12 protein-coding genes and 1 tRNA gene are annotated in these 16890 nt (G+C 67.3%); 5 read left to right on the forward strand and 8 right to left on the reverse strand.

The genetic code is table 11. The annotated features are described in order from the left end of the window. Nucleotides 1–25: 25 nt before the first annotated feature. Genes AC1KAR_RS16830 through AC1KAR_RS16840 form a run of 3 tightly spaced genes read right to left on the reverse strand, consistent with a single transcriptional unit; the run spans nucleotide 26 to nucleotide 4300 of the window. Nucleotides 26–1228: a PLP-dependent transferase gene (locus tag AC1KAR_RS16830; protein WP_480319769.1), complete on the reverse strand. Its 1203-nt coding sequence runs from the start codon at nucleotides 1226–1228 to the stop codon at nucleotides 26–28. Continuing rightward, entirely contained in the window at nucleotides 1225–2604 is a 1380-nt protein-coding gene (gene rimO / locus AC1KAR_RS16835; RefSeq protein WP_480319771.1) for a 30S ribosomal protein S12 methylthiotransferase RimO, read from the reverse strand. Before rimO ends, AC1KAR_RS16830 begins: the two co-directional genes overlap by 4 nt. Nucleotides 2605–2656: 52 nt before the next feature. Then, nucleotides 2657–4300: a sigma-54 interaction domain-containing protein gene (locus AC1KAR_RS16840; RefSeq protein WP_480319773.1), complete on the reverse strand. Its 1644-nt coding sequence runs from the start codon at nucleotides 4298–4300 to the stop codon at nucleotides 2657–2659. A gap of 102 nt (nucleotides 4301–4402) precedes the next feature. On the opposite strand from AC1KAR_RS16840, the gene AC1KAR_RS16845 reads away from it, so the two are divergent. From AC1KAR_RS16845 to AC1KAR_RS16860, 4 genes are all read left to right on the forward strand, one after another. Then, complete coding sequence (locus tag AC1KAR_RS16845; RefSeq protein ID WP_480319774.1) at nucleotides 4403–4828, forward strand: PaaI family thioesterase; 426 nt, start codon at nucleotides 4403–4405, stop codon at nucleotides 4826–4828. A gap of 101 nt (nucleotides 4829–4929) precedes the next feature. After that, nucleotides 4930–8247, forward strand: a complete 3318-nt coding sequence (locus tag AC1KAR_RS16850; RefSeq protein ID WP_480319775.1) for a carboxyl transferase domain-containing protein — start codon at nucleotides 4930–4932, stop codon at nucleotides 8245–8247. Nucleotides 8248–8257: 10 nt separating this feature from the next. Then, nucleotides 8258–10702, forward strand: coding sequence for a CaiB/BaiF CoA transferase family protein (locus AC1KAR_RS16855; RefSeq protein WP_480319776.1), 2445 nt, complete (start codon nucleotides 8258–8260; stop codon nucleotides 10700–10702). Continuing rightward, nucleotides 10699–11697 (forward strand): Bug family tripartite tricarboxylate transporter substrate binding protein, encoded by a 999-nt coding sequence (locus AC1KAR_RS16860; protein WP_480319778.1) that lies wholly within the window; start codon nucleotides 10699–10701, stop codon nucleotides 11695–11697. The genes AC1KAR_RS16855 and AC1KAR_RS16860 overlap by 4 nt, the downstream gene beginning before the upstream one ends. A 53-nt stretch (nucleotides 11698–11750) precedes the next feature. Here AC1KAR_RS16860 and phaR read toward each other — a convergent pair whose 3' ends face one another. The 5 genes from phaR to AC1KAR_RS16885 all read right to left on the reverse strand — a co-directional run bounded on the left by phaR (nucleotide 11751) and on the right by AC1KAR_RS16885 (nucleotide 16066). Continuing rightward, nucleotides 11751–12335 carry a polyhydroxyalkanoate synthesis repressor PhaR gene (phaR, locus tag AC1KAR_RS16865; RefSeq protein ID WP_480319781.1) on the reverse strand — a complete coding sequence of 195 codons (585 nt, stop codon included), beginning with the start codon at nucleotides 12333–12335 and terminating at the stop codon, nucleotides 11751–11753. Nucleotides 12336–12420: 85 nt separating this feature from the next. Further along, nucleotides 12421–12714, reverse strand: a complete 294-nt coding sequence (locus tag AC1KAR_RS16870) for a hypothetical protein (protein ID WP_480319783.1) — start codon at nucleotides 12712–12714, stop codon at nucleotides 12421–12423. 121 nt (nucleotides 12715–12835) lie between these two features. Then, nucleotides 12836–12910: transfer RNA gene (locus AC1KAR_RS16875), tRNA-Val, on the reverse strand. Nucleotides 12911–12947: 37 nt separating this feature from the next. Continuing rightward, nucleotides 12948–15203, reverse strand: coding sequence for a RelA/SpoT family protein (locus AC1KAR_RS16880; RefSeq protein ID WP_480319785.1), 2256 nt, complete (start codon nucleotides 15201–15203; stop codon nucleotides 12948–12950). Then, entirely contained in the window at nucleotides 15200–16066 is an 867-nt protein-coding gene (locus tag AC1KAR_RS16885; protein WP_480319787.1) for an alpha/beta fold hydrolase, read from the reverse strand. Before AC1KAR_RS16885 ends, AC1KAR_RS16880 begins: the two co-directional genes overlap by 4 nt. Before the next feature lie 49 nt (nucleotides 16067–16115). Here AC1KAR_RS16885 and AC1KAR_RS16890 point away from each other — a divergent pair, with 49 nt between their 5' ends. Beyond that, nucleotides 16116–16886 carry a 3-hydroxybutyrate dehydrogenase gene (locus AC1KAR_RS16890; RefSeq protein ID WP_480319789.1) on the forward strand — a complete coding sequence of 257 codons (771 nt, stop codon included), beginning with the start codon at nucleotides 16116–16118 and terminating at the stop codon, nucleotides 16884–16886. Nucleotides 16887–16890 lie beyond the last annotated feature (4 nt).

The following is a 16890-nucleotide window of genomic DNA, read 5'->3' on the forward strand; positions in this document are numbered from 1 at the left end:
CGAGACGTTCGCGCCCTGGTTCCGACTACGACCCGAGCGCCTGCAAGGCCTGCTGGCAGTCCGCGATCAGATCCGCGGCCGATTCCAGTCCCGTCGAGAACCGAACCAGAACACCCCTGTACGCCGATTGCTCCCGCATCCCGGCCACGTTGTAGGGGACGGCCAAGGTCATCGGCCCGGCCCATGAATAGCCGAGCCTGATCAACTGCAACGCGTCGAGAAACGCATGCACCTGCTCCGGCTTGTAGCGTTCATTGAAGACGACCGAAAACAGCCCGGCAGCGCGTGTGCACAGCGCCTGCCAACATTCGTGGCCCGGCGACCCCGGTAGCGCGGGGTGCAGGACCTGCGTGATCTCGCGCCGCTGCGACCACCATGCCGCCAAGGTGCGCGCGGAAGTGTCTTGTGCGTCGTAGCGCAACTGGATCGACGGCAACGACCTGAGCACCAACTCGACGTCGTTCGCCCCCACGCCCCAGCCCATGCGCATGTGACAGAACTTCAGCTTGAGGTGCAGCGCTTCGTCGCGCGTGGTGACCGAGCCCATCAGCACGTCACCGCCGCCCGAGGCGTATTTGGTCAGGGCCTGGACTGATATGTCGACGCCGAGCGCTTCACCGCCTGGCGCGAGGTCAAACGCGTTGAACGCCAGTCCCGCGCCCCATGTGTTGTCGAGCGCCGTCAGAAGGCCGTGCTCGCGCGCCACCTTCACGAGCGCCGGCACATCGGGGAACTCCATCGTCACCGAACCTGCCGCCTCGATCCATATCAAGCGCGTCTGCGGCGTGATCAAGACCGCCAGGCCACGCGCATCCATCGGGTCGTAAAAGCGGTGCGTGATACCCCAGGCCGCCAGCTCGTTGCGCGCCAGTTCCTTGCTGGGCCCGTAAGCGTTCTCAGGGATCAGGACTTCGTCGCCTTGCTTCAGCAGGGCCATGTCCACCAGCGTGATGCTGGCCAGCCCGCTTGGCACCAGCAGTGTCTGCAGACCGCCTTCGAGCGTGCTGATGCGCTCTTCAAGCGTGAAAGTCGTCGGCGTGCCGTGCAAACCGTAGGTGTAGCCAGCCTTGGAGCGCCAATTGCGCGCCTGTAGCGCCGCCACGTTGGGGAAGAAGACCGTCGATGCCTTGTGCACCGCAGGAGCCATGGCGCCAAAGCCGGCCGGCGGCACGTAGGGGTGGTGGATCAGCCCCGTGCTCTTGCCGTCTGGCCGCTTCCCTTGCGTCATATCGGTTGGGCCACCAGGTCGTGTCCCTGCGTACCGACGATGCGCGCACGGGTGAACTCGCCCACCTTCAAGGTCTTGGAGGCCTTCTCCGGCGGCAGCAGATGGACGTTGCCGTCGATCTCAGGCGCATCGGCGTAGCTGCGCCCCACCCCGCCCTTACGCCCCATGGCCGGGGCGGAATCGATGAGCACCTGCATGGTGGCGCCGACGCGCTTGCGCAGTTTGGCGGCCGACACCTCTTCCGCCACCTCCATGAACCGGGCACGCCGTTCTTCGCGCAACTCGGGAGCTACCGGGTCGGCCAGCGCGTTCGCGGTCGCGCCTTCGACAGGCGAATACGCAAAGCACCCGGCGCGATCGATCTGCGCTTCCCGCATGAACCCCAACAGGTGATCGAACTCCGCCTCGGTCTCGCCCGGGAAGCCCGCGATGAACGTACTGCGCACCACCAACTCGGGGCAGATCTCACGCCAGCGCTGCAGGCGATCGAGATTCTTCTCGCCGTTGGCCGGGCGCTTCATGCGTTTGAGCACATCGGGGTGCGAGTGCTGGAAAGGCACGTCGAGGTACGGAAGGATCAAGCCTTCGGCCATCAGCGGCAGGATCTCGTCCACATGCGGGTAGGGGTAGACATAGTGCAGACGAACCCAGGCGCCATGCTGTGAGGCCAGTGCGCCCAGCTTCTCGCACAGGTCGAGCATGCGCGTCTTGACGGGTTTGCCGTCCCAGAAACCGGTGCGGTACTTCACGTCCACACCGTAGGCGCTGGTGTCCTGGCTGATGACGAGCAACTCCTTGACGCCGGATTCGAACAGGCGTTGCGCCTCGCCCAGCACGTCCCCGATCGGCCGCGAGACCAGGTCGCCGCGCATGCTGGGGATGATGCAGAAGCTGCAGCGATGGTTGCAGCCTTCGCTGATCTTCAGGTAGGCATAGTGGCGAGGCGTGAGCTTCACGCCTTGCGCCGGCACCAGATCCACAAACGGGTCGTGAGGCTTTGGCACGTGCGTGTGCACCGCATCCATCACCTCGTTCGTGGCGTGCGGGCCCGTTACGGCAAGCACGCTCGGGTGCATCTGGCGCACGAGGTTTCCGCCGCTCTCGCCGACCTTCGCGCCCAGGCAGCCAGTGACGATCACCTTGCCGTTCTCGGCCAGCGCCTCGCCGATGGTGTCGAGGCTCTCCTTCACCGCATCGTCGATGAAGCCGCAGGTGTTGACGATCACCAGGTCGGCGCCGGCAAATGTCTTCGAGGTGTCGTAGCCCTCGGCGCGCAGTTGCGTGAGGATGAGTTCGGAATCGGTCAGCGCCTTGGGGCAGCCCAAAGAGACGAAACCGATCTTGGGCGCGGCGGGCGCCAGTGTGTCTTGCGTCATCCTGGGATTTTCCCTCAAAAGGCCGGATCCCGATTCCTGGCCCGAGGGCGCCTCAGGCCAGCAGCTTGTAGAGGTAGGAGCGCGAAATGCCGAGTTGCTCGGCTGCACGCTTCTTGTTGCCTCCGCATTCGCCGAGAACCCGCTGGGCGGCGGCCCGCTCGTGGTCCTTTAGTCGCGCGGCGCCGGCCGGCGCAGCTGCGGCCGAACCGCCCGTCGCACGGGGCACGGCCCGCGATTCACTGCGCGCAGCATCGTTGCGCGTAAAGGCCTCCAGCGTCAGCAGCTCAGGAGACGAAAACACCAGCGCCTCTTCGATGCGGTGGCGCAGTTGCCTCAGGTTGCCGGGCCACGGCTGGTCGGCCAGGTAGCGGGCCACGCCGAGGTCGATCCGGGGCGTAGGCAAGCCGTTGCGCTGACAGAATCCCTTGACGAAATGGGCCAGCAGCGCCGGGATGTCTTCCAGCCGCTGGCGCAGCGGCGGCACCCGCAGCGTCACGCCGCTGATGCGGTAAAACAAATCGTGACGGAAGGCTCCGCCTGCGATGAGCACGTCGATGTCTCGGTGCGTGGCGGAGACGAGCCGGAACGTCATGCGTTTGCCCGCATGGCTGCCGAGGCGCTCGACCACGCGCTCTTCGAGCACGCGCAGCAGCTTGATCTGCACGTCCATCGGGATGTCACCCACCTCGTCGAGAAAAAGCGTGCCGTCGTTGGCCATCTCGAACTTGCCGGCACGACCCTGCTTCGCGCTGCCGGTGAAAGCGCCCGCGGTGTGGCCGAAGAGCTCCGATTCGATCAGGCTGGCCGGCAGTGCGGCGAGGTTGAGGCTCACCATCTCGTGCGCGCCGCGGCCGAGCTTGTGGATGGCTCGCGCCACCAGCTCCTTGCCGGTGCCGCTCTCGCCGAGGATCAGCACCGGCACGTCGAGCCGGGCCACGGTCGCCACCTCGTGCCGCAGGCGCTGCATGGCCTGGCTGTCGCCCACCAACTCGGCGGTGGCCTCGCGCGTCTCGCGCAGGCCGTCGAGCTCGCGGCGATAGAACTCGAGCTGCGAGCGCAACTGGTTCATCTCGGCCGCCATCTTTTTCACGGCCTCGGCATCACGGAACATCACCTGCCCCACCGCACCGACGATCTCGCCGTTGCGGCGGATCGGCCGGCGGTTGACCACCCGCGTCACGCTCTCGCCAAAGTTCTGCGGCTTGCCGATTTCGGCCTTGCCCGACTCGATCACCGCACGCAGCCGCGAGTTCGGGATCGCCTCTTCGGCCGACATGCCGATGCCACCACCGCGCGGCAGCCCGAGGAACTTCTCGTGCACCGGGCTGATGTAGCGGATGGTGCCGGTGTGGTCGGCCACCGTGATGCCCTGGTAGGGGTCGTTGAGGATCTGCTCCAGGATGTCGAAGGCGAAGGGCACGGCGACCACGAAGTCGAGCAGCGTGCTGCCTTCGGTGCCCACCGGGCGCACGATCGCGATCTCGGTCCCGGCCGCGCGCACGGCCACGCCCACCACCGGCCCCTCGGGGAGCTGGGCCTCGAACAGGCCGCGCTCAGGAGCATGCTGCAGCGCCGTCGAGAGGGCTTGCTGCGCCTGCAAATCGGCGGCCAAGCCCAACGCCGCGATCACCTCGCCTCCGCGTCGGGCGAGCAAGCCGATCACATCGTGAGCCGCAGAGAGTTGTCGTTCTGACATACACAAGACGTACCGAAGAAGACAAACAGTGTAGTCATCGACAACAAATACCGGAGTTTGGGCCGTGAAATCCTTGGCACGGTCGATGCACTGTCATGGCGCATGAACACCGCGCCCCTGCCCTCCGCCGGCCCGTACTTCGGCATCGACGTGCCCTTCATGGAACACATCGGCCTTGTGCCACTGTCACTCGACGAGACCAGCTGCAAGACGCGACTCGCCTGGACCCCGAGGCTCGTGAACAGCCGCGGCGACATCCACGGCGGCACCCTGATGAGTGCTTTCGATTTCACGCTCAGCGCCGCCGCGCGCGCCCACGACCCGCTGCGCTACGGCGCGATCACTGTCGACCTGACCACGCACTTTCTCGAAGCCTCGCGCTGCGAGCTGACGGTGATCGGCCGCTGTTCCAAGCGCGGCAAGTCGATGGCCTTCTGCGACGGCGAGATCGTGAAGCCCGACGGCACGGTCGTCGCCGTGGCACGCGGTGTCTTCAAGCTCGTACTGCGCGAATCCTCGACGCCCTAGCTTCGCCGTGACACCGCGATGACATCGGTTGTTCGACCCAACACCTACCGTTCGGGCTGGGGTCTCGAAGCCCCGCCCAGACCAGAACCTGGAGACATGCATTGAAGAAGCTGCTGATCGCCAACCGAGGTGAGATCGCACTGCGCGTCATGCGCGCTGCCCGAGACCTCGGCATCGCCACCGTGGCGGTGTATTCGCAAGACGATGCGAACTCGCGCCACCGCCTGCTCGCCGACGAAGCGCACGCGCTCAACGCCAGCGGCCCGGCCGCCTACATCGACATCGCGGCCGTCATCGGGGCGGCCCAGGCCACCAGTTGCGACGCAGTCCACCCCGGCTACGGCTTCCTGAGCGAGCGCGCCGACTTCGCCCAGGCCTGCGCTGAGGCCGGCATCACCTTCGTCGGCCCGAGCGTCGAGCAGCTCGCTCTCTTCGGCGACAAGGGGCGCGCGCTCAAGCTCGCCATCGAGTGCCAGGTGCCGGTGATGCCCTCCACGCCGGGCGACGCCTCGCTCGACACGATCACGCGCTTCTTCGATGAACAAGGCGAGGCCGGCATCGTCATCAAGGCCGTGGGCGGCGGCGGCGGCCGCGGCATGCGCGTGGTGCGCCAGCGCGACGACATCGCCGAGGCCTACGCCCGCTGCCGCTCCGAGGCGGCGAGCGCCTTCGGCGTGGATGCCGTCTACGCGGAGCGGCTGGTCGCCCGCGCCCGCCACATCGAAGTGCAGATCGCCGGCGATGGGCAGCAGGTCATCGCACTCGGCGAGCGCGACTGCACGCTGCAGCGCCGCTTCCAGAAGCTGATCGAGATCGCGCCCAGCCCGGTGCTGAAGCCCGAGCTGCGCGAACGCATCCTCGCCGCCGCGCGCAAACTCGCCCAGAAGGTCAACTACAAGAGCCTCGGCACCTTCGAGTTCCTGGTCGAAGAGACGGCCAGCGGCGAGCAGAAGAGCTTCGTCTTCATCGAAGCCAACCCGCGCCTGCAGGTCGAGCACACCATCACCGAGCAGGTGACGGGCGTGGATCTCGTGGCCTTGCAACTCGGCCTCGCCGCCGGGCGCGACCTGCAGGCGCTCGGCCTCGACCCGACCTGGCCCCCAGCCGTGCGCGGATTTGCCATCCAGGCGCGCATCAACGCCGAGTCGATGGACGCGCAAGGACTTGCCCGCCCCGCCCAGGGCCGCCTCGAACGCTTCGACCCGCCCACCGGCCCGGACGTGCGCGTCGACACCCACGGCTACACCGGCTACGCGCCCTCGCCCAACTTCGACACGCTGCTGGCCAAGCTGATCGTCACCAGCACCACGCCGCGCTTCGGCGACGCGGTGCGCCGCTTGCAGCGCGCGCTGGGCGAGTTCCGCATCGTCGGCGTGCCGAGCAACCTCGATCTGCTGCGCGCGCTGGCCGCGCGGGAGGACTTCGCCGCGCAAGACGTGCACACCCGCCACTTCGAGGCCATCGTTCCGGCGCTCGTGGCGGCGGCTGCAGAGATCGCCGCCACCGAGCATGCGCGCGACGCCTTGCTCGGCGATTCGGTCCGCCACGCTGTACCCCCGGCCCCGCGTGCCGCCGACCTCGACGAGACGGTGGGCGAAGGTGCCGTCGCCGTGCGCACGCCGCTCGCCGGCCGCGTGGTCGAGCTGTCGGTGCAGGTCGACGACCTCGTGCAGCCCGGCCAGACCATCGCCGTGCTCGATGCCATGAAGATGGAGCACACCATCTCGGCCGAGCAGGGTGGCCGAGTCATCGACCTGCGCCTCACGGTGGGCGAGCAGGCCCAGGAGAACCAGATCCTGATCGTGCTCGAACCCACCGATGGCGATGCGGCCGCACAGAGCGCCGCGCAGTCACACGACCTGGATGCCATCCGCCCCGACCTGCAGCGCGTGCTCGACCGCCATGCCTTCCTCTACGACGAGAACCGCCCCGACGCCGTGGCGCGCCGCCACCAGCGCGGCCAGCGCACCGCCCGCGAGAACGTGGCCGACCTCTGCGATGCCGGCACCTTCGTCGAGTACGGCGGCCTGGCCATCGCCGCGCAGGCGAGCCGACGCAGCCTGTCTGACCTGATCGCCAACACGCCGGCCGATGGCCTCGTCACCGGCATCGGCAACGTCAACGGCACGATCGTCGACAAGGGCCGCGCGCGCAGCGCCGTGATGGCCTACGACGCGACCGTGCTCGCCGGCACCCAAGGCAAGCGCAACCACGTGAAGACAGACCGCATCGTCGAGGTGGCGCTGCGCGACCAGCTGCCTTTGGTGCTGTTCGCCGAAGGCGGCGGCGGGCGGCCGGGCGATGTCGACATCCCGTCGATCTCGGGTCTGATCCAACCCTCCTTCGCGGCGTTTGCCGAGCTGAGTGGCGAGGTGCCGGTGGTGGGCATCGTCTCGGGCCGCTGCTTCGCAGGCAATGCCGCTTTCGTCGGCTGCTGCGACGTGATCATCTCGGACAAGAGTGCCAACATCGGCATGGCCGGCCCGGCCATGATCGAAGGCGGCGGCCTCGGCGTCTTCCGCCCTGAAGACGTGGGCCCGGCCTCGGTGCAGTACGCCAATGGCGTGATCGACATCCTGGTCGACAACGAAGCGCAGGCCGTGCACGCGGCCAAGCACTACCTGTCGATGTTCCAGGGCCCGGTGAGCGAGTGGACGGCCCCCGACGTGCGCGCCCTGCGCCACGTGGTGCCGGAGAACCGGCTGCGCGTCTACGACACCCGACGCGCCATCGAAGGCATCGCCGACGTGGGCAGCGTGCTGATGCTGCGCGGCGGCTTCGGTGCCGGCATCCACACCGCGCTCGCGCGCATCGAGGGCCAGCCGGTGGGCATCCTCGCCAACAACCCGCACCACCTGGGCGGCGCCATCGATGCCGACGCGGCCGACAAGGCCGCGCGCTTCATGCAGTTGTGCGACGCGCATGCGCTGCCCATCGTCTCGCTGATCGACACCCCGGGGTTCATGGTCGGCCCCGAGTGCGAAGCCCAAGCCCAGGTGCGGCACGTCTCGCGCATGTTCCTCGTGGCGGCCAAGCTGCGGGTGGCGCTCCTGGCGGTGGCGCTGCGCAAGGGCTACGGCCTGGGTGCGATGGCGATGGCAGGCGGCGGCTTCCGATCGGCCAACTTCAGCATCTCGTGGCCCACCGGCGAGTTCGGGCCGATGGGGCTGGAAGGCGCGGTCCGCCTCGGCTTCAAGAAAGAGCTCGAAGCCCTGCCCGATGGCCCCGAGCGCCGCGCGCTCTACGACAAGCTGGTCGGCGAGGCCTACCAACGCGGCCACGCGCTGAGCGTGGGCCACGCGGCCGAGGTCGACGCCGTGATCGACCCGGCACAGACGCGCCAGTGGATCGCGCAAGGCATCGCCGCCAGCGCCCTGCGCGCGCAGCGGCCACGCCGCGGCTTCGTGGACGCGTGGTGAAGGAGCACCGATGACCGACGTCACCCAACTCGCCCTGCACGGCCTGCGCGTGCTCGAGGTCGGCACCGGGCCCGCGCTCGCCTACGCCGGCAAGCTCTTCGCCGACTTCGGCGCCGAGGTCATCAAGGCCGAAGCGCCCGAAGGCGATGCCTGGCGAAGGATGCCGCCGCTCGTCGGTGGTGAAAGCGCCCTCTTCGCCTGGCTGAACACCAACAAGCGCAGCGTGATCGCGAGCGACAGCGCTCGCCTCGGCGAGCTCGCCCGTGGCTGCGATGTGGTGCTCGACGCACGCGCCCTCACCGAAGGCGTGGGCGTGCTCGCCCGACCGGTGTGGGCCGCAGCGGCCGGCGACCACACGCCGATCGCGATCGACATCACCTGGTTCGGCGAGAGCGGCCCCTACGCGCACTTCAGCGGCAGCGAAGCCACCTGCCGCGCGCTCTCGGGTGCCGCCCACGCCAGCGGCCCGCGCGCAGGGCCGCCCCACCTGCCGCACGACGTGCAGACCGGCATCGTCGGTGGCCTCATCGCCTTCTCTGCCGCGCTGGGCGCCCTGCTCGGCACGGCCACCGGGAGCCGCCGCTACGCCATCAGCCTGCACGAGGCCGCCTTCGGGACGGTGGAGATGGAAGCTGGCATCCAGCAGGACAAGCGCCACCCCGGCCGCCTGGGCGTGAACCGCTTCTGCAGCACGCACCCGACCGGCATCTTCGAAACGGCCGATGGCTGGCTCGGCATCTTCACCCACACGCTGCCGCAGTGGATCTCGCTGTGCGAGACGCTCGGCCGCCCCGAGTGGGCGCGCGACCCGCGCTTCGCCAGCGGGCCGCTGCGCATGGCCGCCGCCGACGAAATCGACGCCTGGCTGGTCGACGCGCTGCGCACGCGCACCGCGCGGGCCTGGTTCGACCTGCTTGGTGCGCAAAAGCATCCCGCCGTGTTCGTTCCGACGATGGAGGAGTTGCTGAAGCAGTCGGTGCACCGCGAACGTGACGCCTTCGTGCCCGTCGCCATCGGCGATCACCAGGTCGAAGGCCCGGTGGTGCCGTTGCGGCTCGGCGCGGCCGGCCCGCTGCTCGGTGGCCGGGCACCCGCGCTCGGCGAACACGACGCGCAGTACCGCAGCGCCCCACAGCCGCAACGCCGGCTCACGCCGGCCGCGAAGGATCGCCTGCCGCTCGAAGGCAAGCGCATCGTCGACCTCACCATGGGCTGGGCCGGCCCGCTGGCCTCGCGCACCGCGGCCGACCTGGGCGCCGAGGTCATCAAGGTGGAGAGCTGCGGCTACCCCGACTGGTGGCGCGGCACGCACTTCACCGAAGAGTTCTACCGCGATCGCCTGTACGAGAAAAACTCGAACTTCAACCTGATGAACCGCAACAAGCTCGGCATCACGCTGGACTTGACCCGCCCAGAGGGCAAGGCCCTGCTGCTGCAGCTGGTGGCCGGCGCCGATGCGGTGGTCGAGAACTACTCGGCCGAGGTGCTGCCCAAGCTGGGGCTGGACTACGACGCGCTGAAGAAGGTCAACGAGCGGCTGGTGATGGTGTCGATGCCGGCCTTCGGATTGCACAACGCCTGGAGCGACGTGCGTGCCTACGGCGGCACGCTCGAGCAGGCGAGCGGCCTGCCGCTCTACACCGGCCATCCGAACGGCCCGCCAGCCATGACTTCCTACGCCTACGGCGACCCGACCGGCGGTTTCAACGCCGGTGCGGCCCTGCTGCTCGCGCTGTGGGAGCAGCAACGCACCGGCCTCGGGCGCCACCTGAACCTCTCGCAGGTGGAGGCCATGCTGACGATGACCGCGCCCTTCATGCTGGAGCAATCGGCATCGGGCCGCGTATCGCCCCGCCAGGACAACCGGCACCCACTGCACGCGCCACACGGCGTGTACCTCTGCGCCGGCACCGATGCGTGGTTGCTTATCGATGTGGGTGACGATGCCATGTGGCGCGCACTGTGCCGCGCCATGGGCCGCGCCGACCTCGCCGCCGACTCCCGGCTGGCCTCGGTGGCGGGCCGACGCGCGCAACACGACCTGCTCGACGAGGCGATCACTGCCTGGACGCGCTCCCGTAGCGCCACCGACGCCATGCACACGCTGCAGCACGCAGGCGTGAGCGCCGGTGTCGTCAAGCCCATGGCCGACGTGCTGCACGACCCGCACCTGCGCTCGCGCGGCTTCTTCCAGCCCGTGGAGCGCGCATTCGTCGGCGAGTACCTCGCCACCTCGAGCTACTTCCGCCCCGACACGCAGGCCATGCCGCTGCGCCGCGTTTCACCCACTCTCGGCGAGCACAGCCGTGAGGTGCTCGGTCGCGTGCTGGGCTTGAGCGCCGACCGGATCAACGAACTTGAACAACAGGGCATCACGGGCACTGCCGCACGACCCAAGCTGGGCAGCCCGAAGCCCGCCATTCCCCATCCCACCACCGAGAAGGAACCGAGATGAGACAAGCCCCTTCGATCACCCGCCGTGCCGCTGCCATCGCGATGCCGCTTGCACTGGGTGCCCTCGCCTACGTGCCGGCATTCGCGCAAGACACCTGGCCGAGCAAGCCCATCAAGATCATCGTGCCTTTCCCAGCCGGTTCGTTCACCGACACGGTGGCCCGCGTCGTCTCCGACCACATGGCCAAGGCACTCAACCAGACGGTGATCGTGGACAACAAGGCCGGTGCCAACGGCGTGCTGGGCCTGTCTGAAGCCGCGCGGCTGCCGGGCGATGGCTACACCTTCGTCATCACCAACTCCAGCAGCATCACGATCAACCCGCAGATCTACAAGAAGGTCTCGTACAAAACGAGCGACTTCACGCCCGTCACGATGGTGCTCGACGCGCCCTTCATCATCGTCGCCAACCCCGACTGGGCTCAGAAGAACAACGTGCAGTCGCTGAAGGACGTTGTGAGCTACTCGCAGCGCAACGCCGGCAAGCTGAGCTATGGCTCCGCCGGCCCCGGCAACATCGGCCACCTGTCGATGGCGATGCTCTCCAACAAGACGGAGATCAAGACCACGCACATCCCCTACAAGAGCGCCGCCGCTGCGCAGATGGCCACAATGAGCGGAGAGATCGACCTGCTCTTCGACACCTGGGCCGCGCTGCCGCACATCAAGGCCGGCAAGCTCAAGCCATTGGCCGTGACAGCCTCGAAGCGCATGGCGCAGATCCCCGAGGTGCCCACCGTGGGAGAGGCGGGCTACCCCGACACCGTGGTCACCTTCTGGACCGGCATGTTCGCTCCCGCGGGCACACCACCGCAAATCGTGCAGAAGGTGCACGCCGTCGCACAGGCGGTTCTGAAAGACGAGAAGGCCCGCGCCGTGATCAGCGCCAACGGTGATCCGGTGATGTCAGACCCGGCGACCTTCGCCAAGCGCATCGAGCGCGAGGTTGCGACCTGGGGCGCCGTGATTCAGCGCGAGGCGATCTCGTTGGAGTGAGTGACCGAGCGATCGAAGTGGTGCCCTGGTTTCCCAACCGGGGCACCAGGCAATCAGCGCTTGTTCTGCCCGAATCCGGGCATACCGGGGAACAGCGTCTCGGCCTGCTTGGCCATCTGTTCCTGCATCTGCGCGAACATGTTGCGCGACTGTTCGAGGTAGTTGCCCATCAGGCCCTGCACAGCCGGGGCTTGACCGTTCAGGAACTGCGACCAGAGTTCGGGGTTCATCATGGCGGGGTCGAGCAGCCCCTTGGACTGTTCGGCCAGACGCGTCTGGATGTCGGTGAAGGTCTGGAGGTTCTTCTCGAGATACGAACCCATCATCCCTTGCATGGCGTGGCCGTAAAAGCGGATGATCTGCGCCAGCATCTGGGACGAGAACATCGGCACTCCGCCGGTCTCTTCTTCAAGAATGATCTGCAGAAGGATGCTGCGCGTGAGGTCGTCGCTGGTCTTGGCATCGCGCACGATGAAGTCCTGCCCCTCGAGAACCATCTTCTTCACGTCGGCCAGCGTGATGTAGCTGCTGGTTTGCGTGTCGTACAGGCGGCGGTTGGGGTACTTCTTGAGGACGCGCTGGCCGCTGCTCTCGGTACTGCCCTCGTCGGAACTCGCGGCGCGGCGGGTTTGTGCCATTCAAAAGCTCCAAAAAAATAGGCGTTCAAAAACGATTCTAGAAGCCCGCCCCTGCGGGCCGCGAAGGGTTTTCCCGCCTGCGGTATCAGTTGTCCGCAGCGGCCGGCGATTCGGGATCGAAAGGCGGAACACCCAGGCGTTGAGCATCTCGCTCCAGTTCAGCCGCGAGCCTCGATACGCGCTTGCTCAGCCCTTGCCAATTGCGGATGCACTCGTTCACGGGGTCCATCGGGTAGTAAACCTTGTTGCCCTTCTCCTTGGCGGCAGAGAGCGCAAAGCGCACGAGGTCATTGAGCTCGAACGCGTAGTCGGCCATGCGCGAATGGGTCTCATCGACGTGAGTGTCGATCAGTTGTTGGCGGCGCGGCGTCATCTCCATGGGGTCTCCCGAGGGCAAGGGCAGATGCAGATCGAAAGTAGCAGCAACAACCGCGCCGCCAAAGAAAAAGAGCTTGCTCCTTACGGAACAAGCTCTTGATCGCTGACGTGCAAAACATGTTTGGTGGGCGGTGAGAGGGTCGAACTCCCGACATCCTCCACGTCAAAGAGGCGCTCTACCACTGAGCTAACCGCCCGAGCCCGCGACTATAGCACGCCTCACGAGCGGGTTCACTATTTCCGCCGTGCGCTTCGCACGCCGTCGATACGCGCCACCGCCAGCAGCACCTGGGCGACTCGGGCGGAGTCGGCCACCTCCACAGTGAACGTCATCCAGGCCGTGCCGCCCCGCATGTCCTTCACGGTTTGTGTGTTGACGCCAGTCACGTTCATCTTTTCCTTGGCGAACACCTCGGTGATGTCGCGCAGGAGCCCCGGCCGGTCTGCGGCCTCGACGAGCACGTCCACCGGGTACAGCGCCGACCTGTCCTTGCTGGCCGCGCCCCAGGCCACCGCAATCACCCGCTCCGGTGTGCGGCGCGCCATCTGGGTGAAGTTGATGCAATCGGCGCGATGGATGGCCACACCCTTGCCCCGCGTCACATACCCGCCGATCGCGTCGGGCGGTGCGGGCCGGCAGCATCTCGCCAGGCTGGTCAGCAACGACTCCACCCCCACCACCAGCACGCCGCCTTTCGGTGCCGTCTCGGCGCGCGAGCGGCGAAGGGGGATGAGTTCTTCCTCTGGCACCGGCGGCTCGGCCGGGCGCAGCATCACCTCGATGTTGCGTAGCGAGAACTCGTCCTTGCCCACGACCTCGAACAGTGCGTCGGCGTTGCGAAAGCCCAGCCGCGACGCCAGATCGTCGAGCTTCAGCGCCGTCTTGCCTTCGCGCTGCAGCAGCTTCTCCACCGCCTCACGCCCGCGCGCGATGGTGTGCTGCTGCGCCAGCGCGTTGAACCAAGCCCGCACCTTGGCCTTCGAGCGCGGGCTCTGCAAATAGCCGAGCTCAGGGTTTAGCCAGTCGAGCGAGGGTCCACCCTCCTTCACCGTGGTGATCTCGACGGTCTGCCCGCTCTGAAGCGCCGTGTTCAGCGGCACCATGGCCCCATCGACCTTGGCGCCCCGGCAGCGATGGCCGAGCGTGGTGTGCAGGTTGTACGCAAAGTCGATCGGCGTGGCGCCGCTCGGAAGCTCGATCACCGCAGCCTGCGGCGTGAACACATAGATCCGGTCATCGAATACGGCACCGGGCGCCTCCTCGGGCGGTGTACTGGCGGCCTCGCCCTGCGCGAAGTCGCGCTCCCAGGCGAGCAACTGGCGAAGCACCGCCTTGCGGGCCTCGGCCACCTGCGCGTCGAAGTCGCCACTGGCGCTCACCCCGGCGTACCCCTTGGCGCCGGCTTCCTTGTAGGCCCAGTGCGCGGCGACGCCGTGTTCGGCGTGCTCGTGCATGGCCCGCGTGCGGATCTGCACTTCGACAGGCCGGTCCTGGGCGTCGCGCACCACGGTGTGCAAAGACTGGTACCCGTTGGGCTTGGGGCGGGCGATGTAGTCATCGAACTCGCCGGGCACCTGAGGCCACAATTCGTGCACCCGGCTGAGCACGGAGTAGCACTCCGACACATCGCCCACGATCACGCGCACGGCACGTACGTCGAACACGTGCTCGATATCGATGCCCTTGCCGCGCATCTTCTTCCAGATGCTGTACAGGTGCTTCGGCCTGCCCTGCACTTCGGCGCGCAGGCCCACGCGCGCAAGGTCGTCACCGAGTTGCCGACGAAAGGCCTCGATCCCTTGCTCGCGCTCCACGCGCTTCTCGTCGAGCAAGCGTGCGACATTCTTGTACTGCTCGGGCTCCAGGAAACGGAAGGCCAGGTCCTCCAACTCCCACTTGATCTGCCAGATGCCCAGGCGGTTGGCGAGTGGCGCGAACACCTGCATCGACTCGCGTGCGATCGAGGGTGGGCAAGGCTGCTTGCTGGACGCAAAGAATCGCAGCGTCTGCAGCCTCGACGCCAGGCGAAGCAGCACCACGCGCAGGTCGCGCGAGAACGCCAGCAGCATCTTGCGCACACGCTCGGTCTGCTCTGCGCGCTTCTGGTCATGGACCTCGGCCTCGCGCGCGGCGCGCTGGATCTGAACCAGCTTGCGCGTATGTGCCACGAGCCCGGCGTACGAGGGCCCGAAAGCCTTGTTGACGACTTCGTCAGGCTTGCTGAGGTAGTCGCCGGCGTAGACCAGGTAGGCAGCCGCCCCCATCGACGGCGCCGCACCGATACCGAGAAGGATGCTGGCCACGCCTTCCGCATGCGCCCAGGCGTCTTCACCGGTATCGAGCACCTGGCCGACCAGCAACGGCTCGGCGAAGGCGCGCGCGCGGCTCAACTGCGAGAACTCGGCTTCGCGCGACTCTTCAGGCGCCACGTCGGCAAGTTGGACGATGGCGGCCGCCGAGGCTCGGCTGTCCAGCGGTCCCGTCTTCATGCGCGCAGCAGGAACTCCCGCACCACAGCGATCTGCTCGACCGAATTGAGCATGGGAGCATGGCCGACACCATCGAACTGGCGCAACTCGGCCCGAGGCCCGCGCGCGGTCATGGCCTGCGCCGTCTCGCGGGTGAGCAGGTCTGACTCGGCACCACGCAGGAGCAAAGTTGCGCAGCGAAGGCTGTCGTACATGCTCCACATGATGACTTCGCCCGCCCTGGCCGCTTCGGGCGTGATGGCTCGAAACGGCACGGCGATGCGCGGGTCGTAGTGCGGGACGAACCCATCGCCGTCCGGCTTGATCATCGGCCGCGTCAGCGCCAGCCATTGCTCTCGCGTGTGCGGGCCGAAGCCTTTCGAGATGTCCCAGAGTGCGTCGGCCGCTTCGTCCAGTGACTTCCAGCGCGCAGGCATGCCGAGATAGGTTCCGATGCGCGCCAGCGACGAAGGCTCGATCGTCGGGCCCACGTCGTTCAACACCAGGCGCCGCACGGGGGAGTTCTTCAGGGCCGCAAGACCCAGCCCGATCAGCCCGCCCATCGAGGTTCCCACCCAGTCCACAGTCGCCGCGTTCAGGCGCGCCAGCAGCGTGACCATGTCGGGCACATACGCTGGCAGCTGGTAGCCGTTCGGGTCGCTCAACCAATCGGACTGGCCGCGCCCGACCACGTCGGGGCAGACCACGCGGTAGTGGTCCTGCATGGCCTGCGCCAACGCGTCGAAGTCGCGCCCCTGGCGCGACAGGCCATGCGCGCACACCAGCACGCGCGGGTTGGCAGGGTCACCCCACTCCCAGTACGCCATGCGGTGCAGGCCTTGCGCGTCGAGGCATTGCACATGGTTCAGGCGTGGTTCGTGCATGGACTTCTTTCGCTTTGATAATGCACTGTATCAATCTGGAGGTCCGACCATGCTCAAAGGGAAAACTGCGCTCGTCACTGGCTCCACCAGCGGTATCGGCCACGGCATTGCGCTGTGCCTGGCGCGCCAGGGCGCCAATGTGATCCTCAACGGTTTCGGTGAGTTCGAGCCGGCGAAGGCCGAAGTGGCGGCACTCGGCGTGAAGGCCGGCTACCACGGCGCCGACATGAGCAAGCCGGCCGAGATCGAGGCCATGATGACCTATGCCCAGGCCGAGTTCGGCGGTGTCGACATCCTGGTCAACAACGCCGGCATTCAGCATGTGGCGAATGTCGAGGACTTCCCGGCCGCCAAATGGGACGCGATCATCGCGATCAACCTGAGTTCGGCTTTCCACACCACGCGCCTGGCGATCCCTGGCATGCGCCAGAAGAACTGGGGGCGCATCATCAATGTCGCGTCCGCTCACGGGCTCGTGGCCTCGGCGCAGAAATCAGCGTACGTGGCAGCCAAGCACGGCATCGTCGGCTTCACGAAATCGATTGCCCTGGAAACGGCCACTACCGGCATCACATCCAACGCCATCTGCCCGGGCTGGGTGCTCACGCCGCTGGTGCAAAAGCAGATCGACGATCGCGCAGCGCGTGAAGGCATCACCGTTGACAAGGCAAAGGTCGATCTGTTGAGCGAGAAGCAGCCATCGCTCGAGTTCGTCACCCCCGAGCAACTGGGCGAGCTGGCCGTGTTCCTGTGCTCGCCGGCCGCGGCGAACGTGCGCGGCGTGGCCTGGAATGTCGACGGAGGCTGGGTCGCCCAGTAGCGCT

The sequence above is a fragment of the Piscinibacter sp. PDB1-1 genome (genome assembly GCF_056675995.1).

Bases quoted from the DNA above. Each gene is read 5' to 3' on its own strand.
- AC1KAR_RS16860 (WP_480319778.1), top strand. From the start codon at position 10,699: ATGAGACAAGCCCCTTCGATCACCCGCCGTGCCGCTGCCATCGCGATG.
- phaR (WP_480319781.1), bottom strand. From the start codon at position 12,335: ATGGCACAAACCCGCCGCGCCGCGAGTTCCGACGAGGGCAGTACCGAG.
- AC1KAR_RS16855 (WP_480319776.1), top strand. From the start codon at position 8,258: ATGACCGACGTCACCCAACTCGCCCTGCACGGCCTGCGCGTGCTCGAG.
- AC1KAR_RS16840 (WP_480319773.1), bottom strand. From the start codon at position 4,300: ATGTCAGAACGACAACTCTCTGCGGCTCACGATGTGATCGGCTTGCTC.
- AC1KAR_RS16845 (WP_480319774.1), top strand. From the start codon at position 4,403: ATGAACACCGCGCCCCTGCCCTCCGCCGGCCCGTACTTCGGCATCGAC.
- rimO (WP_480319771.1), bottom strand. From the start codon at position 2,604: ATGACGCAAGACACACTGGCGCCCGCCGCGCCCAAGATCGGTTTCGTC.
- AC1KAR_RS16885 (WP_480319787.1), bottom strand. From the start codon at position 16,066: ATGCACGAACCACGCCTGAACCATGTGCAATGCCTCGACGCGCAAGGC.
- AC1KAR_RS16870 (WP_480319783.1), bottom strand. From the start codon at position 12,714: ATGGAGATGACGCCGCGCCGCCAACAACTGATCGACACTCACGTCGAT.
- AC1KAR_RS16830 (WP_480319769.1), bottom strand. From the start codon at position 1,228: ATGACGCAAGGGAAGCGGCCAGACGGCAAGAGCACGGGGCTGATCCAC.
- AC1KAR_RS16880 (WP_480319785.1), bottom strand. From the start codon at position 15,203: ATGAAGACGGGACCGCTGGACAGCCGAGCCTCGGCGGCCGCCATCGTC.
- AC1KAR_RS16890 (WP_480319789.1), top strand. From the start codon at position 16,116: ATGCTCAAAGGGAAAACTGCGCTCGTCACTGGCTCCACCAGCGGTATC.